Origin of the sequence: Bacillus sp. ISL-4 (assembly GCF_018613275.1) — a bacterium.
In the GTDB taxonomy this organism is placed as follows: Bacteria; Bacillota; Bacilli; order Bacillales; family DSM-1321; genus Peribacillus; species Peribacillus simplex_E.
Genome location: NZ_JAGGQN010000002.1, coordinates 51,779 through 77,392, shown reverse-complemented (window position 1 = coordinate 77,392; position 25,614 = coordinate 51,779). Strand labels below are relative to the sequence as shown.

Below are 25,614 nucleotides of genomic sequence, written 5' to 3'. Positions count from 1 at the left end.
AGAAAGTTCATATGTAGGGAAATTCCCCCAACCCCTTCGTTGGTTGCAATCAGTTTATAACTTAACTGACTGTTATTTATAAGTTTATCTATAAACTTATAACCTGTCAATCATATATATAATAAGATTCATTGATTATGGCTCATTAATCTAGAACTGGAGTGTGATCGATCCAATGAATGAATTGTTGTAAATAACGCTCAAGATAACGTTTTGTTTGATCGTCAGTAAGAACTTTCCGATCAGAATCAATCTTTTTATGTACTTGCGATATCAGCATTTTTTGAAATGGAAGAACATGAACTTGCATGGCCTCCAGTATTTGCCTGATTTGCATTTGAGCAAATGCAGTGCCCATTCCCCCAGGAGTAGCACCGATCAGGCCAACTGGTTTTTTTGTAAGAACAGCGGACTCCCGAGGTCTTGATGCCCAGTCCAATGCATTTTTTAATACGCCTGGTATTCCAGAATTGTACTCTGGGCTTACGATAATAATCCCGTCAACGTCCTGAATGGCGGATTTAAATGACGTCACTGTTTCTGGAACGCCACTTATTTCCAAGTCTTCGTTAAACAACGGAAGATCATTAATTTCAATCCAACGAAATTGATAAGAATCAACCATATCTGTCAATGATTGAGCAATGATTCGATTATAAGAATTTTCCCGTAAACTGCCGCAAATAAGGCCGATGGTTCTGGTCATCTACTTCCCTCCCTGTTTGAAATCATCTCCTATAGTACCATATTATACCAACTATGAAAAAGTGACGTTATTCCTAATCACTAAATATGGAAAAACATAATAGCTGGGTAAAAAGAACTTCCTAAAAATGATCATGAATTCTAATTTGCATGCACCAAAGTCCCCCTTCCATTTTCTGAATATTTACAACATACTATAAACTATAAGGCGATTGGGAGGAGTGCGGAAATGGATGAAAAGAAAGTTACATGGCTAGAGCTCTTTTATGATTTGTTATTTGTGGCGGCCGTTGCGGGCGCCACTCATGTTTTACTGCATGTTGAAGATGGATATATCCATCCAGTGTATTTATTTAAGTTCGTGTTGATTTTTATTCCTATCTGGTGGGCTTGGGTAGGGCAAACCATATTTATTAACCGTTTTGGAAAGGATGTATTTCATCAACGGCTATTTTTGATACTGCAAATGTTTTTTGTCCTCATTATGACATCAAGCTTATCTGTTGATTTTGATCCTTATTATCTTTCTTTTTTAATTGGTTATATTGGCTTAAGAGCCGTGACCGCCATCCAATATCTTGTTGTACAGCGGATAGAAGAGGGAGTTCGAAAAAAGGCAGCACTCTTTTTGGGAAGGTATTTTTGGATTGGAATCGCCATTTCATTATTCTCTGTCCTTTTTGATTCCTGGCTTCGATATGCTGTGCTGTATTTGGGCATCCTGATCGATATCATTGTCCCAATCCTTGGAAGAAAGTGCTTAGAAAAGGTTCCTACAAATACGGCCCACTTGTTGGAGCGCTTTGGTCTATTTACCATCATTCTCTTTGGGGAAGCTCTTGTGAGCACTCTTGCGGTCATTCAACCTAAACAAGGAAATTGGGATTCGATTGCCTTTTCTATCATTTCATTTGCCCTGATAATAGCTATGTGGTGGCAATATTTCGATAACATGGAGAAAAAAGTCGACAAGTCTGTACAATCTTCCGGTCAAATCATCATTTACGGTCATCTGTTTATTTTAATGTCTATAAGCATGATTGCAGCAGCCATCAGGTTATTGTTTTTACATGAGGTACATTATTCATTTATCCTATATTTTGTTTTCGGTTCCGTATTGCTCTATTTCTTGTCGACCACTTTTGTTTTCCACCAATATAGACATAAGCACCAGCGGTTGCAAATATATCATTTAGGATTATTTTTAGGGATTTTAGCAGTCTTTCTTATTTTTAATTTGTTTGTCGGGGTACCGAATATTGTGATAATAGGCGAATTAACACTGTTTTTTATCATCTTTGCTAAACTAACGACCACATAATAAAGGAATTAAAGAAACCAGTATCAATCGATCACACTGGTTTCTTTAATTCGAAGATGGAAGTTTTTGCATTTGACACCATATTGGCTAATTCATAAACTGATTGTGACGAAGAAAGAATGAGGTGACATTCATGAAAGAAAACACAGCGAATCCCTCCGCATCTAATAATGAGGAACGACTAGGTTTAATGTTATGGTTCCGAATAACACGAATATATAACCAGAGTATCCGGGAATCCAATCAACATTTAAAGAAATGGAATCTATCGGCAGCCCAATTCGATATCTTGGTCCAAGTGGGTTCCCATGAACGATTGTCTCAGCAAGAACTGGCAAACAAGCTTTTTGTGACAAAAGGCAATATCACTCAACTATTAAGGAAGATGGAAGAGTTGGGATTGATTAAACGGGAACAGGAATGGAAAACAAAATACCTGTCATTGACTGAGGAAGGAAAAGAATTTTTTCATGAAGTTGTTCCAAAACAGGAGCTTTTTCAGGCATCACAATTTGCCAACTTGAATGAGACGGAAAAACAACAGCTTTTAGATCTACTTAGTAAAGTTCAAAAATAAAAACAGATCACCTGCTTGAATGGTGATCTGTTTTTTTATCTTTGTTACTTCGGTTTTTTCATGAACAGTGAAAGCACCACATTCACGATGGCAAAAATCAAACTAATTTTAAATACAAGTGATGAACCTGAGGCAGCTGCTGCCGGCAATTCATTTGCCACATCAGTCAAGTAGCCATTTTGCTTCGCAGAGAATAGCGAAACCATGACCGCTATCCCAATTGCCCCTGATACTTGCTGTGATGTTTGCGTAATCGCGATGCCATCCGGATAGAATTGTTTTGGCAATGCATTCAATGTATTCGTTTGTACTGAAGCGAGTACCATGCCTATACCAAGCATCATCACGATATGCGTAACAACCATGATCCAGAGTGCTGTGTTTGTTCCATACATTGCATATAGCCCGTAGCCAATGACAACAAGAATCGTTCCTGGTGTAATTACGGCACGAGGTCCATATTTATCGAACAGCTTGCCGATGATTGGGGCAAAAACGCAGTTCAATAGACTGCCTGGAAGCATGATCAGCCCAGTGGCGAACGCAGAAACCAATAACGCCATTTGCATATACATTGGTAACACAACCAGCATCGATAACATGTTAAGGAATGTAATCACGTTCATCGCAAGACCTAGCACAAACAGTGGGTATTTGAATGCTTTTAAATTCAACATCGGGTTTTCCATCTTCGTTTGACGGATTGCAAAAAGGATTAAGGCGATCAATCCAACGATGATCGTGCCAATTACCGTCATGCTCGTCCAACCATGATCCCCGCCTACACTTACACCGTATACAACTCCACCAAAGCCAATCGTCGATAACACAACTGACAAGATATCGATTGATACTTGTCGAGTTTCATTGACATTCGGAATATAGATATAGCCGAAGATAAGCGAGAATAACAAGAATGGAATCGTAAACCAGAATATCCAAGGCCATGATAACGTATCTAAAATCATTCCTGCTAATGTAGGACCGAATGCTGGACCTGCCAAGATGACTAAGCCCATCACACCCATTGCCCCGCCGCGTTTATTCGGCGGGAAAATCGTGAAAATGACATTTTGCGTCAATGGCAAAATGATTGCCAGTCCAGCTGCCTGAATGACACGGGCCGTCAATAACACGCTAAAAACCGGTGCTGCTGCAGCGATGAGCGTTCCGATGATCGAAAAAAATAAAGACGCCATGAACATTTGGCGTGTTGTGAATTTTTGCATTAAAATTCCTGTTACTGGCACTAAAATACCAAGCGTTAAAAAGTAGCCTGTTGCAAGCCACTGTATCGTCGTCGCATCCACGCCAAAAATATGGCTCAATTCACCTAAGGCGATGTTCAATGCGGTTTCACTAAATAGCCCAACAAAGCCTGCTACCAAAAGAGCAGCCATTATCGGTCCTGTTTTAATATTTTTATTTTCCACTTGTTAAAACTCCTTCAATATATTGGGTAACAATTGCGAAATTACTTTTAGCGGCTTTGCCGATGTTTCGGCCAAACAAAGCATCATTGCCCCTTCGATAGAGGCTGTCATCATCAATGCAATATTGGAAGCTAACTCTTTTGAAAATCCATCTTCTATAAGCTTATTAAAATAAATCCCTTGAATTTTCACATATAGTTCGGCGCAAGCACTTCGTACAGGATCACTTAATGTGGCCATTTCACTTACCATGCTGCTAAATGTGTAACCCGTAATCGTCCCTTCCCTTTCTAAATTGACGATTAACTTTTCAATCATGTAATTTGTCGCTTCTAACGTTGTCGGATACCGTTCAAAAATATCCACGATATCCGTCGTAATTACTTCATTCAAAGAATGAAGGCAAGCGATTAATAATTCCTCTTTTCCATTAGGAAAATGGTGATACAGCGAACCTTTCGTAACATTACAAACCTTTAAGATTTCGCTTAGTCCAACACCTTTATATCCTTTTTGCTGGAAAAGAATCGTTGTTTTTTCGATTATCAACGATTTTGTATCCATTTCCGTAGCACACCCCCACCATACCAACCGGTCTATTTGTTACTATAACAAAAAAAATTCTTTGGATGTAAGTACTTTTTTGCCTCTCTAAATAACGATTTCACAATTTAGACAAACTTTTTATAAACGGTATTTTGATTTTTCTATTATATTATCAGTTGATATTTTGTATACATATGTATACACGGAAAGAGGTTTTAACATGAGAAATGAAAAACTCAAAAAAGATGGCCATCACAAAGGAAAAGACCATGGTTCACACCATCGTGGCCCAAAAACATTTCGCCGCGGAAGGGCCATTGCTTTTTTAGAAATGATGAATGTTAAACGGTCAACCATTAAGGAACAGTTAGATAAACCTGAGTTTCAATCCATTAATCAAATTTTAGTCGGTGAATTAAAAGCCATTGATATGTTAATCAACGAATTCATTCAATTATTTGAAATACAAGAAAATGAAGCAGCCGATAAGAAAAGTGAAGAAAAGGAAACTTCCAATAATGGTGAGAAAGGAATGGAAATGAATGAAACAAATTAACAGTTATATCGATTCAGTATTTTATACCAAAGATGCCCTTTTGGAAGAAGTCATTACGTCCATACAAGAAAACGGAATGCCGTCCATATCGGTATCCCCCTCATCTGGGAAACTTCTTACAATGCTTATATCCATTTCAGGAGCTAAAAATGTTTTGGAAATAGGCGCTCTTGGGGGCTATAGCGGGATTTGCCTTGCCAGGGGATTCGGCAGCGAAGGAAAATTAACCTCCCTTGAATTAAAGGAGGAGTACGCAAAGTTAGCTTATGGCAATCTATCCAAAGCGGGATTCGGCAATCAAGTATCATATATGACCGGAGCAGCTCTGCAAAGCCTTGAAAAACTCGTTCGTGATAACAAGAAATTTGATTTTTTCTTTATAGATGCAGACAAGGACAATTATGAAAATTACCTGCAATATTGCATTCAGCTGGCAGAACCGGATGCTCTAATCGTCATGGATAACGTACTTGCGAGGGGCAGTGTCGCAGATCCGGATGCTGAACCTAAACATTACACTGCATTCATGAAGGCATTCAATGAAACTGTGGCCAATCACCCTCAACTGGAATCCATGCTAATTCCAATTGGTGATGGACTCACCATTTCAAAAGTAAGTGCTCAAACTCATGAGTAATGTGCGAATTCACGAGTATAACAGCTTAATTCACGAGTAAATTGACCAACCTCACGAGTAAAACAGCTTAATTCACGAGTAAAGTGCTCGATCTCACGAGTAAAGCGCCAATTCTCGAGGATTTTGCCCTATCTCACGTGGATATCGATCAAACTTTCAAATTTATCGCCCAAACTTTCAATTTTATCGATCAGACTCTTGAATTTATCGTCCAAACTCTTGAATTTATCGCCAAAATATCCTTTTCAGGAAGAAAAATAAAATGAATTTCTAGAATCTTGAATGAAAATGATTTTTATTATCAATAATAAAAAGAAAGAGGGGTAACCAGTTGATGGTTACCCCCGATGATTTAAATTTCTGGATCAAATGTTTTGCAATCCGTTTCTTTGCTATTTGTTGCTTGATTCCCTTTATGGCTGACAACATAAATAGCATCTGCACTGCATTTGTTTCCAGAATCCCAATATTTACAATTATTTACTTCACATAGAACATCTTTTGCCATCTTATCACACCTCCTCATTTGCTATCATTAACAAAGTTGGGGTTATTGATACTTTCCTTTTTCAGGTTTTTGTGTCTGATTTTAAGGAAAACGGAATTAATGGCATTTTCTAACATTCGCAGCGAACAAAAATCCGGGCAATCTGCCCGGATTTTTTATGCTCATGCTGATCTTTTCAGTAGTTCTGCTTGAGGGATTTTCCAAAGCTCCCGCCATTTTTTCAAGGCGGCAACCAGGATGATCAAGCCCAGGATCAACATGGTGATCGATAATATTCCGTTCAAGATGCTGAATCCTGCTGAGTCCGGGTTCAGGTATACGTTTCTGACCATCCAGTACCCTGCTACATTTACCGTTACATATAAGTAGGCAAGGGGTACGAGGCATGTCCACATATACCAGCGTTTGTCTGCAATTTTCAATACGACGGTCGCACCGATGATGAGTCCAATCGAGGCCATGAGCTGGTTGGATACGCCAAAGAGTGCCCAGATCGAACTAATGTCCCCAGAGTATAGCAGGTATCCCCATATAAAGCAGGCTAACGCGCTGGCAAAGATGTTACCTGGCAGCCAGTCTACCCTTTTTAATGGTTTATAGAACTCCCCGAAGAAGTCCTGGATTAAGTAACGGGCAACACGTGTCCCTGAATCGATTGCGGTTAATATGAACACGGCCTCGAACATGATGACGAATTGGAAGAAAAACGAAGCCAGTTTGCTAAAGAAGGGTATTTCGGTAAAAATATAGGTCATGCCGACAGCAAGTGTAACTGCCCCGCCTGTCCGACCTTCCAAATTAATGCCGATTTCTTCACTGAGTTCGTTAAGGTGCAGGGTTTCCATACCCAATGTTTGAAATACTTCAGGTGAGGAGTTAATCGCAAAATAATCCCCTGGCTGCAGCGAAACCGCAGCAATCAATGCCATGATGGCAACGACACATTCCACAAGCATCGCTCCGAAACCGACGGATTTGATATCACTCCAACGGTTTAACATTTTTGGAGTTGTGCCCGATCCGACAAATGCATGGAATCCTGAAATCGCCCCACAGGCGATCGTAATTGAAATGAATGGCCAAACGGGTCCGGCTACAATCGGGCCCCCGCCATTAATGAATTCGGTAAACGCAGGAAACTGGATTTCTGGATTCACCACGAAAACGCCGATAATCAATGCGGCAAAAACACCGATTTTCATAAATGTACTCAAGTAATCACGAGGTGCCAGCAGCAGCCAAACAGGCAATGCGGCAGCGAAGAAAGCATAGATCGGCAAGATGATGGCAAGTGTGCTCGCCTCAAGTGTCAATAAGTCACCAAGTGCTGTTCCTTGAATGTTCGGACCAAGTAAAATCGCGGCCATGATAAGCGCAAACCCGACGATGGTCGCACCTTTCAGATTGCCGGTCTTTTTATGGTAAAGCCCAACACCCATGGCGATGGGAATGGTGATCCCTACTGCAAACGTCCCCCATGGATTATTTTCCAAAGCATGCAGAACGACCATTGAAAGTCCTGCCATCGTGATCGTAATGATAAAAAGCATCGCGAGTCCTGTACAGAAGCCTGCTACAGGTCCAAGTTCTTCTTTCGCAACTTCCGAAAGGGATTTGCCGTCTTTCCGCATCGACGCGAAAAGCACGACAGCATCATGGACGGCTCCCCCGATTACAGCCCCGATTAAAAGCCATAATAAACTTGGCAAATAGCCGAATTGTGCAGCAAGGATCGGACCCACCAAAGGACCTGCCGCTGCAATGGCTGCAAAATGGTGGCCGAATGCCACCCATTTATTTGTTGGAACATAATCTTTTCCATCTTCTAATTTATGGGCCGGAGTCGGCTTGGAATCATCGAGTTTTAATACTTTGAGTGCTATGAATGTCCCGTATAAACGGTAGGCAATCATTAATATACAAATGGAGCCTATGACAATTGTAACCGCATTCATATTTGAACCCCCTCTATTTCTTACATCGTAAAATGATGATATCACAGTGAAAGCGGCTTCAATGGGTTTTCAAGTTATAATGCAGATATCGGGGGATGGACTGCAATATGAAGAAGGTAAAATGCAGAATTATGAAAATTTTTAAAAACCGATAAGCTGCCTTAGCTCCTTCACATATGTGCGGCTTACCGGAATATTTGATCCGTCACTCATAATGAGATTATAAGTCGAGTTGAACCAAGGCTGTATTTCAGATATATGGATGACATTCACGATAAAACCCCTATGCACCCGTAAAAATGAGCGATTATCGAGCTTCCTTTCAAGCACGATGAGGGGCTCACCGATTTTATATTCATTTTCTTCGGTTTTAATGATCGTCTTTCCTTCCACGAGTCCTATGAACAAAATATTATCCCGGTCAATCAAAACGATCCGATCATCTATCGATACAGCCAATTTACCTGTCTGTTCCACCGCCGTACGGCTGGCCGGAGGTGCTGTCCTGGATTCGTCTTTCCCGATTTGCCGCTGCTTCATGAGCTTATCCAACGTTTGACGAATCCTTTTTTCATTAAATGGCTTTAATAGATAATCAAATGCATATAACTCGAAAGCTTGGAGGGCAAACTCATCATAAGCGGTCGCAAAAATGAGCGAAGGTGCAGGGTCAAGTTCCGCCAATTGCTTAGCCAAATGCAAGCCATTGCCTTCTGCAAGCTCAATGTCCAAAAAGACAAGTTCAGGTTTAAGTCGGGAGATATCCCTCATGGCATCTTCTATCCCCTCGGCCTCACCCACGACTTCGACTTGCCTGCTTCTCTTCAATAAATATTTTAATTCATCTCTTGCCAGTGGTTCATCCTCTACGATAAATGCTTTCATCATCGTTGACATATGCTCCTTTTTCGTTGAGTGGTATTGATATTTTCACTTGTGTTCCGTGCCCCGGTTCACTTGCGATCGAGAGGCTGGCCTGTCCTTTATAGATCCCTTCCAGCCGTTCACTGATATTATGAAGGGCCGTTCCTGTACCCTTAGTCGATTCTACAGCATGCTTACCCAATTCATCTATTCTCCCGCTTGAAATCCCTTTTCCGTTATCTTCCACAACAATGCGCATCGTATCGTCTTTAAAATATGCGTGAATGATGATTTCACCTTTGCCTTTCACAGGTGGAAATGCATGGTGTACCGCATTCTCAACAAGTGGCTGTAACGTGAATGGAGGGATGAGAACTTCCTTAAGCCTTGGCTCAATGCGATAGTCGATATGATATTTATCTGGAAAACGCGCCTGCTCCAGCGATAAATAAGCGTTAACATGCTCTAATTCCTTTTCCAGCGGCACCAGAATTTGTCGGGCACCTTGTAAGTTAGAACGAAAGAAGGCACTGAGCTCCTGCAATAAATTTCTTGCCTTCTCGACATCCGTCCGGCATAGAACGGATATCGTATTGATTGCATTGAATAAAAAATGAGGATGGACCTGTGCCTGCAAGGCCTTAATTTCAGCATCCTTCAATAATTTCGTTTGCATTTCCGCTTTAGCGAGTTCCAATTGAGTGGAAAATAGTTTGGCCAACCCTTCAGCTAACTCTTGTTCCACTTGGCTTAATTTATCCGGATGCTTGAAATACATCTTCAAAGTCCCGACCGTTTTCTGTTGGACCTGCAACGGCAGGACCACTGCCGCCTGCAATGGGCATTGATCATGAAAACAATAAATGTCCTTTTTTGTTTTGGCCACGATGATTTTCCCTTGTTCAAGGGCTTTTTTCGTTAAGCCTGTCGCTATTCCAACCTTAGGGACATGGTGATCGGACGCAGCACCCACATGGGCAAGTACGCTATGTTCATTGGTAATGGCCACGGCGTCGGCTTCAGTCAGCCCCAAGATGATTTGGGCTATTCTCTTGCATGAAGTTTGATTCAGACCTTGCCGGAAAAAGGGCAAAGTCTGATCCGCAATCAGGAACGCAAGATTGGTTTGTACGGCCCGCGTCCGTGCTTCGTCCCTCGTAATCGACTGAATGATGAGCATGAATAGTAAAGTCCCGAACCCGTTGATGATGATCATGGGCAGTCCGATTACTTGTACGAGCTCCCACGCCCTTTCAAATGGTTTGGCCGTCACCAGGATGATGCCCATTTGGATCGCTTCCAATGCCATGCAAATGGGGAGGGCAAACCAAGGGGTGATCGTCCCATGCTTTCGCCGCCTTTTCCCCAAATAACCCGATAAAACCCCAGCCAAAATTGCAGCGATCGCACAAGCCCCCGCCGTAAAACCTCCGAGAAAATAACGGTGAAGCCCCGCTATCAAACCTACTCCCAACCCAACAAATGGTCCTCCCAGCAAACCGCCGATAGCCACGCCCATAATCCTTGTGTTGGCAATCGCGTTATCGGGAGCAATCTCAGCATGCCAATTCCCCTCTGGCATGGCATGATTTCCGATTTCAATCCCTGTATAGTTACTTATTATGCCGAACGTTCCAAAAAGTGCGATAAACATGATTTTCTTTGACATGTCATGTTCATGTCCTATCATTTGCCGAAACGGTTTCATATAGGAAAGCAGGAATGCGGCAATTACGATGATTCCCACTTTTTCAAACAGCGACGGTAATAAATTAACCAAAGCATTCACCCCATTTCTGGCTTTTTCATTCATCTTACACCAGCCATGAAATCCTTGTCGAATTTTGTTTTTACGATTAACACGAATAATCCAAGATCATGGAAACAAACAGAGGGACCTCCATTTAATCATGTCACATATGGGACATACGCCTTCAAAAAGCATAGGGAACATGAGATGGCAGTGGTTGGTTCAATTCCAGTATGATCATTCAAAAAAAACCCTATAAATACCAAGGCTTTTTCAATAGAAGGAAATCACTGATTCGTTTATATAGAAACGTGTCACCATCCTCAGGTAGACATGTAACAAGGTTTTCGTCATAGAAGTTTCTGACAGATGAAAGCTATGCGGTAATTGAATTTTTTTAACATCCTTTGGTCGCCTTTGAAATAGAACGCTTTTTTTTCAATCTTCCTATCACTAACAATAACACCGGGAGCAGAAAACAAATGGTTAAGGAAAATGGCGTCCATGCTTTTAAAGTAAAGTTTCGACTATGTACTGTTAATAAATTAAATCAAAATTATATCCCATTGCTTTTTTACGAAATGGGATTTTTTATGTTTACTCGAAATATGCTAGGTGTTAAAAAGAATAAAACTTATATTATGTTAAAATTTAAAGGAATGGTATTATTTTTGTGCTTGATAAAAAGGTAATCATTATTCAATGGAGGTAGAACAATGGCTGATGATATGCCTTCTGTTTATGGAGAATAGGGCTGCACAGCACATAGATATAAATGATATTGTGGACTGACTTTCAATAAAGTAAATAAGATGGAGGCGATTAATGTGTTAGTAGTTACCACAGAAAAAATTGAAGGTTACAAAATTGTAGAAGTGAAAGGACCCGCCTTTGGTCTAATTGTAAGAAGCAGAGGGATTGGCGGCGATATCATGGCAGGGTTAAAATCCTTAGTAGGTGGAGAAATCAAGCAATATACAGCTATGCTTGAAGATTCAAGAAAAGAAGCTATGGACCGTATGATTAAAAATGCCAATCAAATGGGAGCAAACGCAATTGTAATGATGAGATATGATTCTGGGGAAATCGGTAAAAATATGAGTGAAATTGTTGCATATGGAACTGCCGTTATTGTGGAGGCAATATAATGAAATTCATCATAGGGTACTATATATTACAAATTGTTATAGTTATCTTATGCATTTTACTTGGATACTTTATCTATGATAAACGGTTTAAACGTAATCACGGTGTAAAAGTTCCTGATGGATTTCAATCGACAGATGAAATAAATATAGACCCTGTGACTGGAGAAAAAACAAGGGTGTATTATAATCCTGATACGGGTGAACGCTTTTATAAAAAAGAAAAATGATTATAAAAAGCCACGATTTATACAAAAGCGTGGCTTTTTATTTTTTTTATTTACTGAATCAAATGATACTTCATCATGTCCATTAGTTGTTTTGCAGAAGTTTGCTAAAAATTAATCAGCATTCATGGATAAAAACTGGGACCAAATCGCTTCGCGAATGGATCATCTAATTTATAGGCTAATTTGTGTTGCATTCAAGAGATTTTAATAACAAAGTTATTTTTGCATTACAGGCTTATAGTGCCCGGGGATGCTTTTAGCTGAAATGGCCAATCTGTTCCAGCCGTTGATCGTGATGATGATGGTAACGAGATCGATATATTGTTTTTCATCAAAATGAAGGCGGACCCGCTCATACAGTTCATCAGGTACACCATTTGCAGAAATGGCCGTGACCGCTTCCGTCAATTCCAGCACTGCCCTTTCCGGTTCAGAATAGAATGGTGATTCACGCCAAGCACTCAAGCAGTAGATTCTTTGTTCCGTTTCACCCATTGCCCGGGCATCCTTTGTATGCATATCCAAGCAGTACGCACAGCCATTTATTTGAGACGCGCGAATTTTAATCAATTCAATTAATTTGCTATCGATTCCCGTTGTTTTCTTGTATTCCTCCAATTCCACCATTAATTTGACCACTTCCCGATTTGTCTTCATGTAGTTAATGCGTTGTTCCATGTCTATCTCCTCCATTAAATCTTTTTGGTTCCACTTATAAGACAAAATAGGGGTTTGATTTGTGACATACAAAAAAGAGAGCCCGTTATGAGCCCTCAGTCTACCCTATTAAGGAACAGGAATATGATTTAATTTATCGGGATTGGTAACAATAAAGATTTTTCGGATATTTTTTTGTTTTGAATCCAATTCAAAGCAGATGACTTTGACGGGCTTTCCTTCATTCATTTGCAAGATTCCTTCCTGACCATTGACCATAACCGGAAGAAGTTCTCCTATGAAACCTCCTTTAGCAGAAACTCCTTTAAGAAAGGAGAATACGCGCTGTTTGTTTACAATCGGATTTAATGCAGAAAGCACTTTTCCTCCGCCGTCAGTAACAAGGACAACATCTTCTGTAAGGATATCCAAAAACTCCTCAAAGTTTCCTGTCGTAGATGCTTTTATGAATTTTTTTGCCAAAAGATCGACATGTTTCGTATCCTCAGGATGGACTGGCAGATCGTTCTGTAATTTCCGCTTAGCCCGGCTGTAGATCTTTCTGCAGTTCACTTCATTCTTTTCCAGCATTTCGGCAATATCTTCATAGCTGTAAGCGAATGCTTCTCTAAGCACGAAAACCGCTCTTTCAACAGGTGAAAGCTGTTCCAGCAAAACGAGGAAGGCATATGCAACCGTTTCATCCGTTACAACCTTATCTATTGGCTGCTCTGTTTCGTTTACCCGAGGTTCAGGCAGCCAAGGTCCTGTGTAAACCTCTCTTCTCTTACGGGCTGAATTTAAAAAGTTCAGACAGCGATTTGTCGTCATTTTCGCAAGATATGCTTTCATGTCCTTAATTTGTTCGGTATCAAGCTTAAGCTGCAGGAATAAATCATGAACGATATCTTCTGCGTCGGTAACCGATCCAAGCATCCGGTATGCGATGGAAAAAAGAAAAGGTTGGTATGTCTTATATAATGTATCCAGCTCCACTTGCTTCACCTATTTTCTATCAAATTCGTTTTTTTGAGATGTATGACACCTTTCCATAACTATTCCCTAAACCAATCATTTATCCTTCTTCATCATCTACAACTTAAAAAGAACAGCAAAAGAGCTGCTCCCAGACTGTAGACAAACTCGATAATTATTCCCAATTTCGGATACTCATTTATCAAGGTGCTCATACCATACGATATCATCAAACATTCTTACAACCCGCGGTATGAAGCCTTCTTCATAATCTTCCGGGTATTGAACTATCGCATAGTAAACGCGGTCGCCATGTTGAAAAACCGATACTGTACCCAATATTGAATAATTACTGCCCTTCTGACTAATGTCAAATTCGACCTCAGACCAATCAAATCGGTTAGGCGCATTATTAGATCGCTGTTTAATCTCAAAGTCGTTGCTTATCACAACTTCCCTCGCAAACTCCGCCTGTTCTTCTATTGTCGCATTCGTACCCTCCCTTTTGGAAAATATCTGAACTTTGGCATCCTCATTTCTCTTGCCTGCAAAATTCGCAAAAATAATCATTGCATCTCCTTCACCAGAACTAGCCTCTTCAACGACCATGTCATCCACGATGTAGGTTGAGAATCCCAATGCCTGACTATGATGAAGCGTGAATTGGAATGATTCTTCCATACCTTCTAATATGATCATATCCGTTTTCGTATTTGGCCGATCTTTTGTCGGATCATCGACCGATTCACCTGGAGGATCTTCATCTTGCCCGTCGGTTTGCTTAGGATTATCATTTGGCTTTTCTGAAATTGGTGGAGATTCCTTATTTCCCTCCTCGACTCCTTTACAAGCACTAAGTCCTGTTAGCAAAAAAACGGTTGCCAAAATCAACAATATCTTTTTCATCGGAACCCTCTTTTCATGTGTTTTAACAAATTAATATACGGCTCCATATGAAAAAAAGTTACACTATGCTTCTTTGCAAATATCAGACTTTATAGACTTAAAAGTGATCGATACTTCACTCTTTCCGAAAAGAAAATATGAAATTGATTCATTTACTAATTTCAAGGAAAAATCACCCTTAAGTTAATAAGCATCATTTCACAATAAGGCATTATTTAATATCTCTTTTTTCTATAACAAAGACGCTTTCCAGTTCAGGAAAAGCGCCCGATAAAGAAACAATCAAAATATGCAAAGTTAGTTATTTCATTAGATAGTTTGAATAAGGAGTACTTTTTAAAACCAATTTGAATGTATGATAATGTAAAGAATCGCACGTTCAAAAGGCCGCCAGTTGGCGGCCTTCATAACTTCCCTTGCCTTATATATACTAATTGAAAAATAAATGTTTATGTATCGTTTATGGTTAAGATCCAATGCTATGTTCTACTGCAGTATCCCAATTAGGAAAATAATACAATGCATTTTTCATTAACTCCGGATCTGATTTCTTTACCTCTTTCTTTCGAGGTGGCTTCCCTTCTTTTTCTACTAATTCAGAAATTTGATTCACGACTTCTTCAACACTCATATTTACTTCCATCTCTTTTCCCTCCTTCTTGCTATTATTTATATATTTTCCTAATTGATGAAAAGTAATACAATTTTTCTATAACTAAACTACCAGTTTAGTTATAGAAGGTTATTTTTTTCTCTAATTTGAATGTAGGGATAATTGAAATGATCGTACAGACAAAAAGCCAACGAAATCGTTGGCTTTTTGTCTAAATAATTCACAAATGCTTTTCCAAGTTATCGTTAGATTCACCTATGGTCAATGCTAAATACTTTCTAGAGGTAACAAGATTAATAAACGACAAGCATAAGGAAACCGAAGCAATAATAAATACCACTACTATGCTTTACCGCTGGCCCAGTATCCATATTTTTTTATTTTATTATAGGGATACCGGTTATTTTCTTTAGTGCGCTCTTTATTTTTAAGTAAAAAATTCATACAAATCAACGACACAAGAAATAGACTCCTTTAAGCCCCTAATAGTTTCGCAGCCTAATAATCGGTTTCAGCGATCCTCCATCATTCTATGTAAAGAATATGCTGCTCTTCCTTCAAATTAGCTCAGGAGTGTATCCAAGATTTTGCTTAAATCGGTTGTCATGATGAGCTTCGATGGTTTGTAAGAAGCTTCGCATGGAGTTTGTCATATAGGCATCTTTACGGTGAATGAAGACAGTCGATATATTGCCGTATTCTTCCGGAATTGCATGCACGTGCACTTTTTCATTGGCTGTAAGGTGATTTACCGCTGATTGTGGTACGAGGGTAATGCCAAGGCCGAGTGTCACGCTGGTTAAGATCGTTTCCAATACATTGAACTCCATGATCCTTTTGGGCATCACTTCTTCTTCTTTCAGCCATTGTTCCAGTTTAGAGCGATAGCCACAACCCTGACTGAATACTAAAAATGGTTCTGTTATAATTTCTTCAAGGTTAAATGTTTCATTTCTTGTAACTAAAACAAGTTGTTCTGTACACACATCGTATGGCTGAATGAGCGGATGTTTAATCGGTCCTGTAACAAAAGCGCCATCCAGCCTATGTTCGATGACATCTTTAATTAAATCCTCGGTTATCCCCGCCTTTATGGATAAATCGACATTTGGATACTGTTTATAATAAGAGGCTAGAATCTTGGGAAGATCGCTGACCGTTTCAACTGTACCGATGTTCAATATCCCTGTAGGTGTTTCACTATCCAGGAATACTTGCTTGAGTTCTTCCACATCAAGCAAAATTTTGTTTACATACTCAAGCATTTTTCTAGCCTCTGCAGTTAAAGACATGCCACGTTTATGGCGATTGAATAAAGGCGTCCGTAACTCCTGCTCTAAATGCTTAATCCTAGCCGTTACATTGGATTGGACGTAATTCAATTCAACAGCCGCCTTACTTACGCTGCCATATTTAGCGACACACTGGAATATTTGCAAATCCCGCATTTCCATAAAAGTGCCCCCCTTTCTCAACTATCATTAATAATGATGATTATATTCATTTTAAGTCATTTTACATGATAATGACTTTATCATAAGGTGTGTATAGGAATTTAATCAATCATTATTTTTGAGGGGAAGCTTTTATGAAAAAAAATCAAGTTTTAATCGGTGCACTTTTATGTTTGACAGCCAGTATTTCTTGGGGAGCGATGTTTCCAGTTGCAGAAAGGGCCTTAATGTATATCGATCCTTTTTATTTCTCTTTTTTGCGATATTTAGCTGTTAGCGTAATTTTAGGGATATTGCTTTTAATTAAAGAGGGGAAGAAGTCTTTTAGCCTGGAAGGGAAAGGGAAGAAATTATTGTTTTTTGGAACGATGGCGTTCACTGTATACAACTTTCTCATATTCGCAGGTCAAGACTTACTGGGACATAACGGGGTCATTGTCGCTTCCATCATGGAATCATTAATGCCCATGATTTCAATTTTAATTCTGTGGGTTTTCAAAAATGCCAGGCCCATGAAATATACCATTGCCAGCATGTTCATTGCCTTGATAGGGGCCATTCTTGTCATTACCAATGGCAATATATCATTCGTATTTTTATTGAAAGATAGCCTCATCCCTATCCTTTTCATTCTCATCGGGGTTATAGGATGGGTTATATATACGATGGGCGGCGACCAATTTAATGGATGGTCAACACTTCGCTATTCAACTTTAACGTGCATCTTAGGAACTGCAGTATCAGCAATCATAACATTCCTCGCAACTGCGATGGGCCTGTCTGTCCCTACAGCAGAGGTTATGCAATCCATTTATGGCGAAATGATTTTCATGATTATTTTCCCCGGTGCCATTGCCCTTTTAAGCTGGAATTTAGGCATTAAACTTTTAACGCCGATCAATGGAATCCTATTCATCAATTTAGTTCCAATAACCACGTTGGTCATCGTTTTTATCCAAGGAAAATCACTATCATCATTCGAATTACTGGGAACTTTTTTAGTGATATATGCATTGTTCCAAAACAATTATTATCAAAGAAAAAACTTGCCTTCCAAAGTTGAGAAATTGAATCCAAGGAAATTGAAAAGAGTCATTTAATTAAAGGTACAAAACATCAATAGGAGGGCAACAATGGATGTATTAACGCTTTTGCTAATCTTTGGATTAGCTGTACTGTGGGAATTGGCCACGATTAATAAGAATGTGAAAAAGATGAATGAGCAAAATGCAGAATTAATTAATCTATATCATGATAGAAGTAAAAGAATTAAGTAAAATAGACTTTTGGCGATACAACGCAAAAAAGCCTGTCATTTAGATAGGCTTTTTTTCTACTAACCAGTACGACGTCATCATCGATGAATCCTTTTCTTATAAACGATTGCATATCCACAGTGCTTATCTTCGCTTTGTTGGCGGCCGCGAGCAAATAGAAAAGAGCATGCGTTGAAAAATGATTGGTCAAAACATGCCCTTTTTATGGATAATGCGTAAGCACTTCATAAGCCATATCAATTAACAATTCACTATTTTTGATTGTTTATGATCGTTCTTTTTGACATTTTACCATTATAAATTTAAATGGAGGTTTATGTTCCATATTCTTATGCGGCTCGACAATTTCCGAAGATTCTATCAATCCATATTTTCCAAATTCTTGTTTTATCGAATCGGAATCATAAAAAAACATTTTTACCCCTTCCATTATCTCGAAATAGTCTTTATCCAGTTGTTTGCCCTTTCCAAACATTGGGGCTTCTTTTGAAATAGTAGTAAAAATCATATAACCGTTTGGCTTTAACTGATTATAGCAATCTTTAATAAACTTTTCTCTCTCACGATTATTCAATAAGTGAATAAGTGCATAACAAAATATACCATCATAAAGTTGGTTATCAAAAGGCATATCGGTTACTGAACCATGAAAAATACTAATATTAAGACCATTTTGCCTTGCCAAATCAATTGCTGTTTTTGAAATCTCAATACCTGTTATATTTATTCCATTATCAATAAAAACCTTTGCGTTTCTGCCATATCCAATACCAGGAATCAAAATATCCTTAACTTTATTCTTAAGGAAAAAGTCCTTTGTCAAGATTGCGGAGTCTGAAGGTTCAAATCCCCACATCATTTGATTTTCTATAAAACTTGATTGCCAGAATTCTGTCATGCCTCAATCTCCTTTACAAATATTAGCTCTTTTTCTTTGGCTGTTTTCGCATACTTTGTTGCTATTCACCAAGTAATGCGGTGTAATTGATTTCCCCTCCATTGCTCGCTTTCCGCGGGGCGGGCGGTGAGCCTCCTCGGCGTGAACGCCTGTGGGGTCTCACCTGTCCCGCTGCTCCCGCAGGAGTCTCGCACTTCCGCTCCAATCAACCTTAAATAGTTTCGTTTTAAAAACAACAATCTTTACGAAAAGATCTTTTTCTTTTGAAAAATACTCTTATGCATTCAAGGACTTTATGCCTCCAAAAGAAATGCAGCTTCAACTAAATCCATGATGACTCCAGCTGCCGCTTTATTGCCCTCCGCCGCCGCAATCACCAGCTGAGAAGGCGTGCTGAGTGATGTATCTCCGCATGCAAATACTCCTTCAACCGTTGTTCGTCCAAATGAATCCACTTTAATCCCGCCGTTTGGAGTGATCTCGCAGCCGAGCTGTTCCGCAAAAGGAGCAGACTGCACCAAGTCTGTGACCACAATCCCTGCCTCCCTTTTGATTTCCTGTCCGTTTTGCAGCCGGATCGATGTCAGCTTCCCTCCTATCGATTTAAGACTTTCAATCTTTTCTTCCACGACTGTTACGTGCTGCCTAGCAAAGATATCCTTCTCTTCATCAAGCACCTGATAGCCATTTGTAAACACGATTACATCACCGCTCCAGTTTGACAGCAGTTTTCCCATATGAAAAGCCCGTTCATTTTCTGCAATCACCGCCAATGCTTGGCCCCGCATTTCCCAGCCGTCACAAAACGGACAGCTGAAAACACTCGTTCCGTATACATTCTGTATGCCTGGAATCTCCGGCAAAACATCCCGAAGACCTGTTGCGAGAAGCACTTTTTTCGCCATGTAATCCGTTCCGCCTTTCGTTTGAATTCGGAACACACCACTGGCTTTTTCAATAATCTCCACCCGCTCCTCCTTAATGGAGACGGACGGATATTTTTGGACATCCGTTCTTGCCCGCTTCTTGAACTCTGACGGCTTTACCCCATCCTGTGTGATAAATCCGTGCGACTCCTGCGTCACCCGGTTACGGGGTTTATCCTCATCAAACAAAATTGTTTTCCGTCCAGCACGCCCCATGACCAATGCGGCATTCAGTCCTGCAGGTCCTCCACCAACAATTACACAATCCAACACATGAAACACTCCTTCTTTATAAAATCTATTAAAGACCCTTAATGTCCTTAATTTGTGTAAAAAAATTTATTTTTCTTTTTTTGTTTCCTGACACTGCTCCGCAATGCTTTGAATCGTTCGTCCAGCCAGTTCTTTCTTCATGTTGCCTTCCGCCTCGATCATCACGCGCTCAATTAAACACTCGCTTTCTTCATGGTCAAACGCACAGTTGAAAAGCACCGACTGACCTTCAACCGCTTCAATAACATCCAGAAACGAAATGTCCTGCGCGCGGCGCGAAATACTGTAGCCGCCTTTTGCCCCTGGCACTGATTCAATTAATCCAGCCTTCACAAGCTTCGTCAAAATCTTCGATAAGTACGTCGGGGACAAATCCTGCATGTACGCCAGCTGATCCACGCTTACCGTCTGACCTTTTGATTCCAACGTTAAATGCACCATTGTATGTAGTGCATAATTGGTTGCCTTTGAATACTTCATTGATGCACCTCATAATTAAAACTATTACAGACTTTTAATATCCGTAATTGATTGTAACTCAAGCTGCAAAAAACCGCAAACTTTTTTCACCTCACCTAACGATTGATCATCCTTCTAAAATCTTATCTTGTAATAATTTGACTGGTTACAAACCACACGAGAAAGTAAGGCAAAAAAAAGTATAAGCCCTGTAAATACAGAACTCATACTTTTTGGGTTGAACACGTTTTTTACAACCTCTATATTTCGATTGCATTAATCATCAGGTTATTCACCAAGCTTCTTCCGGATATCCGCTGCTATGTTCTTTAGCGCTTTTTTTGATCCCCGTTCAAGGTCGTGGTTCAATTTCCTTTCTTTATAGCTGACAAATAAAGTATTGAGATCATAGCCTTCAGGATATAAATCGGCGGCCTTTATTTCCAGCTCGAGCCTATTGGCATGAATCTCCTTGAAGGTATCTTCGAAAAGAACGACGACATTATTGTATGAATCCTTTTTCTTATAAACGATTGCATATCCATTCAGTTCGCTTACCTTCACTTTGTCACCGACTTCAAATTCATAAGATGCTTCCTTAGGAGCGGCCGCTGGCTTCGCTTTTTTGATTTTACCTTCCTGGACACGCTCCAAGTCGTAGTCTTTATTGTCGATATAGAGCTTTGCCTTTTGCAGAACCTTTTCACGAACATTCATTTTTTTGGCTATCCAGAGGGCATTGCTTTCCCCGGATTGACCGATCAACAGCTTGTATTTTGGCTCAAGTGTTTCACTGTTGAATTGCATGGCCGCATTCATGAAATCACTGTGTATTTCCGAATAGCGCTTGATTTCACCATAATGGGTGGTCGCAACGGTTATGCAGCCCCTCTGATAAAATTCCTCGAGGATGGCAATCGCCAATGCGGCTCCTTCATTCGGTTCCGTTCCGCTCCCGATTTCATCGAACAGCAGTAAGGAGTTATTGGTTAATGCCCCCATGATTTCCGAGATGTTTTTCATATGCGATGAAAACGTGCTCAGTGCATTCTCGATGCTTTGATTATCACCGATATCAACGAAAACCTGATCGAAGACGGCAAGCTCCGTCCCTTCTTTCCCGGCAACATGCAGCCCTGACATGACGGCCAATGTAAGGATGCCGATCGTTTTCAGGACGACTGTTTTACCCCCGGCATTAGGGCCTGTAATAATCAAGCTGCGATAGTCCTGACCGATTTCAAAATCCAAAGGTACGCTGTCCTGCGGCAAAAGGGGATGTTTACAGCCCTTTAATGTAATATAACCATGATCATTGATTTTCGGTTCGATGGCATCCATGCTTTTACTGAACTTGGCTTTTGCGAAGATCATGTCATATTGACTGATTAACTCGATGTTTATCTTGATCGGTTTCAGCTGTTCGAAAACCGTTCCAGATAATGTGGCCAAAAGTTGATACTCTTCCATCGATTCCTCCGCTTTTAAACTGGCCAATTCTACATTCAATTTCGTCACCGAGGCAGGTTCGATGAACACGGTAGCCCCTTTTGCAGATACTTCCACGATCGTTCCGGCCACTTGATTTTTATAGGAGGCTTTGATCGGGATGGTGTAGCGCTCATCCTTTTTACTGATGAAAAATTCCTGAATGAACTCTTTATTGGCTCCGCTCTTCAAGAACTTATTCAGCCGTTCCTCTATTTTGCTTTCTGCCTTGATGATTTGGTTCCTGATCCGTTTCAGGTCCTTGCTTGCTTCGGAAACAACAGCATTTCCTTTTATGGTGAATTGAATTTCTTCTTCAATGCTCCTGAATTCAGTCATGGAGCGGGCATAGGAATGCAGTGTTGGTGCAAAGAACTCTTTATCGGTCATGAATTTCTTGATATTCCTGCAGCCTCTTAAGAAGTCTGCTATCGCCACTAACTCTGACGGCTCCAAAATCATTCCTTTTTCCAGTTTGTCGATATGGAGTCCAATATGTGAAATGCCTTTCAAGGGAATATGGCTTTCTGCATTCAGTAAGTTCCTTGCCTCCGTTGTCTCGTTCAAACGATTTTTTACGACTTTCAAAGTGCTGCTCGGCTTAAGCTGATCCAATAACGCTTTTCCTAAACCACTTACGCAATGGTTTTTCACCATTTCCTTGAGTTGGATATATTGTAATTTTTCATAAGTCATTGTATTCATTTAATGATCCTCCTTGAATGAGTGAGTGATTAAAATTCCCGAATACAAAAAATGCCCGCAATGGTCCCCCTACCTTCAAATGAACAAGCCATTTGAGTAGAAAGCTCCTGCGGGCACGTCCTTATCTATAGATAAGGACCTAAAATCGATAACAAATTGGGCAGCTCGAATAGACCTGCGTACACAAAAAAGCATGATAGGACAAATCCCACCATGCTTTTCGCCGTAACACCTGCATGTTACACGATTTATGGAAAAGGAAGCAGTCTTAAGGTAGGTATTCACAATGCAGAATTGCACTGTAAAAAAAGGCATACTTAATCCACTGACATATCAGTGATTAAATACCTTATTCAACTAAATTAGTTGATACCTACTCCCGACATAAAACACCACACCTTTTCTTAGATTGGAATTAATATACCATATCAGTAAGAAAGAGTCAATTCATTTTTTACGTTCTCCAAAGTTGAATCATTCATTAAAAGAGTCGATCAATCAAGAATACAAAAATGCGCCAAGCCCATAAGTAACTCCATTTTCAGTGTCTGAATATTCACTTTAAAATGGGGGTATGTTATCCTTATATTAACATAAACTGAAAACAGCCCAATAAGCTAACACTTGGTCACAACTAACTTACTTAATCGTCAGAAGAAGAACCATTTCCATCTTGGGAGGATGAGTGGTTCTTTTTCCGTTTCTTGGCGAACACAGACAGGATAAGACTGGTTGCTACAGCAACAAATATCTCTTTACCCATATCAGTAATTAAGTTCAATAAGAAATGAATCATGCGGCCACCTCCTTCCCCATCTATCATTAGATGGAAAAGTAAAACTGTGACCTACCACTCTATCCTCTGTTGTCCCTCTATTTTATTATATTTTTACCTATATGGTAATTATATGAAAATTAAATTATCCATAAGAGAGCGTGCGTCTTGCAAGTGCAACTAACATTTGACGCCTGTTTAGACATTAAAAATAGGGGATTATCCATTGGATAATCCCCTTTGCGGTTTAAGCTTCATCACTCATTATGAGAGGGACTGTTTTCCCTTCATTCACGTTGATCAATCCATGGTCGGTTATTTTCAGGGCCGGGCTGACAGGAAGCGATAAGGTGCTTAATGACATGATGACATTATAATGTTCGTAGCCTAACGATTTAAGTGCATCTGTCAGGTGCTGAACCTGCCTTGATACGATGTCCATTGGCTCTTCGGAAAGGATCCCACCTACCGGAAGAGGAATCATGGATAGGACCTTGCCGTCTTCAACACAGCAGACTCCGCCTTGCTTCCTTATTACTTCGTTAGCGGCAATCATCATATCCTGCTTATTATGGCCAATCACCAAAAGATTATGGTTATCATGCGAATAGGTTGTGGCAACCGCTCCACGCTTCAAAACATCACCGGTGATCAATCCGTGCGCCCGATTACCGTTTTTTCCGTATCGTTCGAATGTGGCGATTAAACCATAAGGGCTTTCTTCCCAGCATAATTGACCATTCTTCCCATCTAAACGATCATGGGTTTCAGATGTGAAAGTAGAACCATTCTGCACGTTTATGATCCGGCACTTGCTGCGTTCAGGCATATCCGGGATTGTGATGGTAAAATCGTTTTCCGTAAGTTCGGCTAGCTTCACACTTTGATAGAAATGCCCAGGAAATTGTCTTTCCTTCACTTCTTGTACATATGGCCGTGAAGATTCATAAACAAGCTCACCTTTTTTGTATACTTGTTCAATTTCAAATGTTTCCAAGTCCGATAGCAGCAGGAAATCTGCCGTTTTTCCAGGTGCAATGGCGCCCCGGTCATACATCCTCATCCGCTGTGCAGGTGTATAGGTGCATGCATAAATGGCTTTTTCCGGAGTCATCCCCATTTGAATGGCTTTCTTTAAAAGGACATTCAGATGTCCCCTGTTTTGGAAAGAGTCGGTCATGACATCATCGGTGACAAAGCAGAAATGCTCATCCAGCTGATTTTCCTTCAAGTAATCTATCACTTCTTCAGTCATTGATTTTTCTTGAATTTCAATGAACATTCCGGCAGCGATCCTCGCATCCATCCCTTCCACGGTCTGGTGTGTATGATCTGAATTCACTCCGGCATAAACAATCTTCTGCAAGTCCAAGTCGAGCAGCTTTGGAACGTGCCCCTCTATGATCAGATCTGGATAACGGGAACGGATATGGGACAAAATCTTATTCGTTTTGCAATCCGGGTCGGATATGACCTCATAGTAATTCATGATCTCACCGAGACATATAATGTCCTCAGTTTGCATCAATTCATCTATATCATCTATTTCGATAGAACCGCCTGTTGTTTCCATCGATGTGGCAGGAACGGAACTCGGGATAGCATAAAACATATCCGCTACGCAATCTTTACTCGCTTTGATCATTTCCTTCACACCGGAAATTCCGAAAACATTGGCCATTTCATGCGGTTCCGGCACGATTGTCGTCACGCCATTCTTGATTAACCCGTAGGAAAAAGTCGCAGGCGTCACCATCGTACTTTCAATGTGGAGATGGATATCGATCAGGCCTGGAACCATATACCTCCCTTGCCCATCAACGATTGTATCAGCATCGAAGGCATCCAATTCACGGTCTCCAATATAATAGAACTTTCCATCCTTGATGGCTGCATTCCCTTTAATAAATCTTTTAAAATAGCTGTTAAACACGTTGATATCTCTTACAAGCATATCCATTCGCATAACTTACCCTCCTAA

Annotated in this window: 27 protein-coding genes; 8 read left to right on the top strand and 19 right to left on the bottom strand. The window is 40.2% G+C overall.

Translation table 11 applies throughout. The features are described 5' to 3' along the window. Positions 1-145 precede the first annotated feature (145 nt). Entirely contained in the window at positions 146-706 is a 561-nt protein-coding gene (locus J7J00_RS01395) for an NADPH-dependent FMN reductase (protein WP_214786827.1), read from the bottom strand. 228 nt (positions 707-934) lie between these two features. Between J7J00_RS01395 and J7J00_RS01390 the strand changes: the two genes are divergently transcribed. Both J7J00_RS01390 and J7J00_RS01385 read left to right on the top strand, forming a co-directional pair. After that, the gene (locus J7J00_RS01390; RefSeq protein ID WP_214786825.1) at positions 935-2,026 is read left to right on the top strand and encodes a low temperature requirement protein A; all 1,092 of its coding nucleotides are present in this window, start codon (positions 935-937) and stop codon (positions 2,024-2,026) included. 133 nt (positions 2,027-2,159) lie between these two features. Further along, the gene (locus J7J00_RS01385) at positions 2,160-2,603 is read left to right on the top strand and encodes a MarR family winged helix-turn-helix transcriptional regulator (protein WP_214786823.1); all 444 of its coding nucleotides are present in this window, start codon (positions 2,160-2,162) and stop codon (positions 2,601-2,603) included. A gap of 44 nt (positions 2,604-2,647) precedes the next feature. Here the strand turns inward: J7J00_RS01385 and J7J00_RS01380 are convergent, their stop codons facing one another. Further along, positions 2,648-4,003, bottom strand: coding sequence for a DHA2 family efflux MFS transporter permease subunit (locus J7J00_RS01380; RefSeq protein ID WP_214786920.1), 1,356 nt, complete (start codon positions 4,001-4,003; stop codon positions 2,648-2,650). Between the two features lie 36 nt (positions 4,004-4,039). After that, positions 4,040-4,600, bottom strand: coding sequence for a TetR/AcrR family transcriptional regulator (locus tag J7J00_RS01375; RefSeq protein WP_214786821.1), 561 nt, complete (start codon positions 4,598-4,600; stop codon positions 4,040-4,042). A gap of 202 nt (positions 4,601-4,802) precedes the next feature. Here J7J00_RS01375 and J7J00_RS01370 point away from each other — a divergent pair, with 202 nt between their 5' ends. Further along, the gene (locus J7J00_RS01370; RefSeq protein WP_214786819.1) at positions 4,803-5,138 is read left to right on the top strand and encodes a hypothetical protein; all 336 of its coding nucleotides are present in this window, start codon (positions 4,803-4,805) and stop codon (positions 5,136-5,138) included. Further along, on the top strand, positions 5,125-5,775 hold the full coding sequence (locus tag J7J00_RS01365; protein WP_214786817.1) for an O-methyltransferase: 651 nt from the start codon (positions 5,125-5,127) through the stop codon (positions 5,773-5,775). Before J7J00_RS01370 ends, J7J00_RS01365 begins: the two co-directional genes overlap by 14 nt. A gap of 352 nt (positions 5,776-6,127) precedes the next feature. Here J7J00_RS01365 and J7J00_RS01360 read toward each other — a convergent pair whose 3' ends face one another. The 4 genes from J7J00_RS01360 to J7J00_RS01345 all read right to left on the bottom strand — a co-directional run bounded on the left by J7J00_RS01360 (position 6,128) and on the right by J7J00_RS01345 (position 10,882). Next, on the bottom strand, positions 6,128-6,283 hold the full coding sequence (locus tag J7J00_RS01360) for a DUF1540 domain-containing protein (protein ID WP_192206472.1): 156 nt from the start codon (positions 6,281-6,283) through the stop codon (positions 6,128-6,130). A gap of 161 nt (positions 6,284-6,444) precedes the next feature. Further along, positions 6,445-8,238: a carbon starvation protein CstA gene (gene cstA, locus J7J00_RS01355; RefSeq protein ID WP_214786814.1), complete on the bottom strand. Its 1,794-nt coding sequence runs from the start codon at positions 8,236-8,238 to the stop codon at positions 6,445-6,447. Between the two features lie 141 nt (positions 8,239-8,379). Next, positions 8,380-9,126, bottom strand: a complete 747-nt coding sequence (locus tag J7J00_RS01350; protein ID WP_141994110.1) for a LytTR family transcriptional regulator DNA-binding domain-containing protein — start codon at positions 9,124-9,126, stop codon at positions 8,380-8,382. Then, positions 9,098-10,882: a sensor histidine kinase gene (locus J7J00_RS01345; protein WP_214786812.1), complete on the bottom strand. Its 1,785-nt coding sequence runs from the start codon at positions 10,880-10,882 to the stop codon at positions 9,098-9,100. Before J7J00_RS01345 ends, J7J00_RS01350 begins: the two co-directional genes overlap by 29 nt. Positions 10,883-11,679: 797 nt before the next feature. Here J7J00_RS01345 and J7J00_RS01340 point away from each other — a divergent pair. Beyond that, positions 11,680-12,000: a YbjQ family protein gene (locus J7J00_RS01340; protein ID WP_098373447.1), complete on the top strand. Its 321-nt coding sequence runs from the start codon at positions 11,680-11,682 to the stop codon at positions 11,998-12,000. After that, a complete protein-coding gene (locus tag J7J00_RS01335) occupies positions 12,000-12,227 on the top strand; it encodes a hypothetical protein (protein ID WP_214786810.1) in 228 nt (75 codons plus the stop codon). Before J7J00_RS01340 ends, J7J00_RS01335 begins: the two co-directional genes overlap by 1 nt. 216 nt (positions 12,228-12,443) lie before the next feature. Here the strand turns inward: J7J00_RS01335 and J7J00_RS01330 are convergent, their stop codons facing one another. The 5 genes from J7J00_RS01330 to J7J00_RS01310 form a co-directional block, all read right to left on the bottom strand. Continuing rightward, the gene (locus tag J7J00_RS01330) at positions 12,444-12,905 is read right to left on the bottom strand and encodes a carboxymuconolactone decarboxylase family protein (protein WP_214786808.1); all 462 of its coding nucleotides are present in this window, start codon (positions 12,903-12,905) and stop codon (positions 12,444-12,446) included. A gap of 108 nt (positions 12,906-13,013) precedes the next feature. Continuing rightward, positions 13,014-13,880, bottom strand: coding sequence for an RNA polymerase sigma-70 factor (locus tag J7J00_RS01325; protein WP_214786806.1), 867 nt, complete (start codon positions 13,878-13,880; stop codon positions 13,014-13,016). Positions 13,881-14,054: 174 nt separating this feature from the next. Next, positions 14,055-14,765, bottom strand: coding sequence for a hypothetical protein (locus J7J00_RS01320; protein WP_214786804.1), 711 nt, complete (start codon positions 14,763-14,765; stop codon positions 14,055-14,057). A gap of 466 nt (positions 14,766-15,231) precedes the next feature. Beyond that, positions 15,232-15,408 (bottom strand): hypothetical protein, encoded by a 177-nt coding sequence (locus tag J7J00_RS01315; RefSeq protein ID WP_214786801.1) that lies wholly within the window; start codon positions 15,406-15,408, stop codon positions 15,232-15,234. 527 nt (positions 15,409-15,935) lie between these two features. Next, the gene (locus tag J7J00_RS01310; RefSeq protein ID WP_214786799.1) at positions 15,936-16,832 is read right to left on the bottom strand and encodes a LysR family transcriptional regulator; all 897 of its coding nucleotides are present in this window, start codon (positions 16,830-16,832) and stop codon (positions 15,936-15,938) included. 134 nt (positions 16,833-16,966) lie between these two features. Between J7J00_RS01310 and J7J00_RS01305 the strand changes: the two genes are divergently transcribed. Together J7J00_RS01305 and J7J00_RS01300 are read left to right on the top strand one after the other, a co-directional pair. Continuing rightward, positions 16,967-17,932: a DMT family transporter gene (locus tag J7J00_RS01305; RefSeq protein WP_214786797.1), complete on the top strand. Its 966-nt coding sequence runs from the start codon at positions 16,967-16,969 to the stop codon at positions 17,930-17,932. Between the two features lie 33 nt (positions 17,933-17,965). Next, a complete protein-coding gene (locus tag J7J00_RS01300; protein WP_214786795.1) occupies positions 17,966-18,109 on the top strand; it encodes a YrzO family protein in 144 nt (47 codons plus the stop codon). On the opposite strand, the gene J7J00_RS01295 is transcribed toward J7J00_RS01300, so the two are convergent. The 7 genes from J7J00_RS01295 to J7J00_RS01265 form a co-directional block, all read right to left on the bottom strand. Beyond that, entirely contained in the window at positions 18,102-18,299 is a 198-nt protein-coding gene (locus tag J7J00_RS01295) for a hypothetical protein (RefSeq protein WP_214786793.1), read from the bottom strand. The genes J7J00_RS01300 and J7J00_RS01295 overlap by 8 nt on opposite strands. Before the next feature lie 75 nt (positions 18,300-18,374). Beyond that, entirely contained in the window at positions 18,375-19,007 is a 633-nt protein-coding gene (locus J7J00_RS01290; RefSeq protein WP_214786791.1) for a class I SAM-dependent methyltransferase, read from the bottom strand. Between the two features lie 293 nt (positions 19,008-19,300). Continuing rightward, positions 19,301-20,206, bottom strand: coding sequence for an NAD(P)/FAD-dependent oxidoreductase (locus J7J00_RS01285; protein WP_214786789.1), 906 nt, complete (start codon positions 20,204-20,206; stop codon positions 19,301-19,303). 66 nt (positions 20,207-20,272) lie between these two features. Then, entirely contained in the window at positions 20,273-20,686 is a 414-nt protein-coding gene (locus J7J00_RS01280) for an Rrf2 family transcriptional regulator (protein WP_214786787.1), read from the bottom strand. Between the two features lie 267 nt (positions 20,687-20,953). After that, positions 20,954-22,858, bottom strand: a complete 1,905-nt coding sequence (locus tag J7J00_RS01275; protein ID WP_214786785.1) for an endonuclease MutS2 — start codon at positions 22,856-22,858, stop codon at positions 20,954-20,956. A 643-nt stretch (positions 22,859-23,501) separates the two neighbouring features. Next, positions 23,502-23,654 carry a hypothetical protein gene (locus J7J00_RS01270; RefSeq protein WP_155726505.1) on the bottom strand — a complete coding sequence of 51 codons (153 nt, stop codon included), beginning with the start codon at positions 23,652-23,654 and terminating at the stop codon, positions 23,502-23,504. A 226-nt stretch (positions 23,655-23,880) separates the two neighbouring features. After that, a complete protein-coding gene (locus tag J7J00_RS01265) occupies positions 23,881-25,599 on the bottom strand; it encodes an adenine deaminase (protein ID WP_214786783.1) in 1,719 nt (572 codons plus the stop codon). Between the last annotated feature and the right edge of the window lie 15 nt (positions 25,600-25,614).

Bases quoted from the DNA above. Each gene is read 5' to 3' on its own strand.
- J7J00_RS01395 (WP_214786827.1), bottom strand. From the start codon at position 706: ATGACCAGAACCATCGGCCTTATTTGCGGCAGTTTACGGGAAAATTCT.
- J7J00_RS01390 (WP_214786825.1), top strand. From the start codon at position 935: ATGGATGAAAAGAAAGTTACATGGCTAGAGCTCTTTTATGATTTGTTA.
- J7J00_RS01385 (WP_214786823.1), top strand. From the start codon at position 2,160: ATGAAAGAAAACACAGCGAATCCCTCCGCATCTAATAATGAGGAACGA.
- J7J00_RS01380 (WP_214786920.1), bottom strand. From the start codon at position 4,003: ATGGCTGCTCTTTTGGTAGCAGGCTTTGTTGGGCTATTTAGTGAAACC.
- J7J00_RS01375 (WP_214786821.1), bottom strand. From the start codon at position 4,600: ATGGATACAAAATCGTTGATAATCGAAAAAACAACGATTCTTTTCCAG.
- J7J00_RS01370 (WP_214786819.1), top strand. From the start codon at position 4,803: ATGAGAAATGAAAAACTCAAAAAAGATGGCCATCACAAAGGAAAAGAC.
- J7J00_RS01365 (WP_214786817.1), top strand. From the start codon at position 5,125: ATGAAACAAATTAACAGTTATATCGATTCAGTATTTTATACCAAAGAT.
- J7J00_RS01360 (WP_192206472.1), bottom strand. From the start codon at position 6,283: ATGGCAAAAGATGTTCTATGTGAAGTAAATAATTGTAAATATTGGGAT.
- cstA (WP_214786814.1), bottom strand. From the start codon at position 8,238: ATGAATGCGGTTACAATTGTCATAGGCTCCATTTGTATATTAATGATT.
- J7J00_RS01350 (WP_141994110.1), bottom strand. From the start codon at position 9,126: ATGATGAAAGCATTTATCGTAGAGGATGAACCACTGGCAAGAGATGAA.
- J7J00_RS01335 (WP_214786810.1), top strand. From the start codon at position 12,000: ATGAAATTCATCATAGGGTACTATATATTACAAATTGTTATAGTTATC.
- J7J00_RS01330 (WP_214786808.1), bottom strand. From the start codon at position 12,905: ATGGAACAACGCATTAACTACATGAAGACAAATCGGGAAGTGGTCAAA.
- J7J00_RS01320 (WP_214786804.1), bottom strand. From the start codon at position 14,765: ATGAAAAAGATATTGTTGATTTTGGCAACCGTTTTTTTGCTAACAGGA.
- J7J00_RS01315 (WP_214786801.1), bottom strand. From the start codon at position 15,408: ATGGAAGTAAATATGAGTGTTGAAGAAGTCGTGAATCAAATTTCTGAA.
- J7J00_RS01310 (WP_214786799.1), bottom strand. From the start codon at position 16,832: ATGGAAATGCGGGATTTGCAAATATTCCAGTGTGTCGCTAAATATGGC.
- J7J00_RS01305 (WP_214786797.1), top strand. From the start codon at position 16,967: ATGAAAAAAAATCAAGTTTTAATCGGTGCACTTTTATGTTTGACAGCC.
- J7J00_RS01300 (WP_214786795.1), top strand. From the start codon at position 17,966: ATGGATGTATTAACGCTTTTGCTAATCTTTGGATTAGCTGTACTGTGG.
- J7J00_RS01290 (WP_214786791.1), bottom strand. From the start codon at position 19,007: ATGACAGAATTCTGGCAATCAAGTTTTATAGAAAATCAAATGATGTGG.
- J7J00_RS01280 (WP_214786787.1), bottom strand. From the start codon at position 20,686: ATGAAGTATTCAAAGGCAACCAATTATGCACTACATACAATGGTGCAT.
- J7J00_RS01275 (WP_214786785.1), bottom strand. From the start codon at position 22,858: ATGAATACAATGACTTATGAAAAATTACAATATATCCAACTCAAGGAA.
- J7J00_RS01270 (WP_155726505.1), bottom strand. From the start codon at position 23,654: ATGATTCATTTCTTATTGAACTTAATTACTGATATGGGTAAAGAGATA.
- J7J00_RS01265 (WP_214786783.1), bottom strand. From the start codon at position 25,599: ATGCGAATGGATATGCTTGTAAGAGATATCAACGTGTTTAACAGCTAT.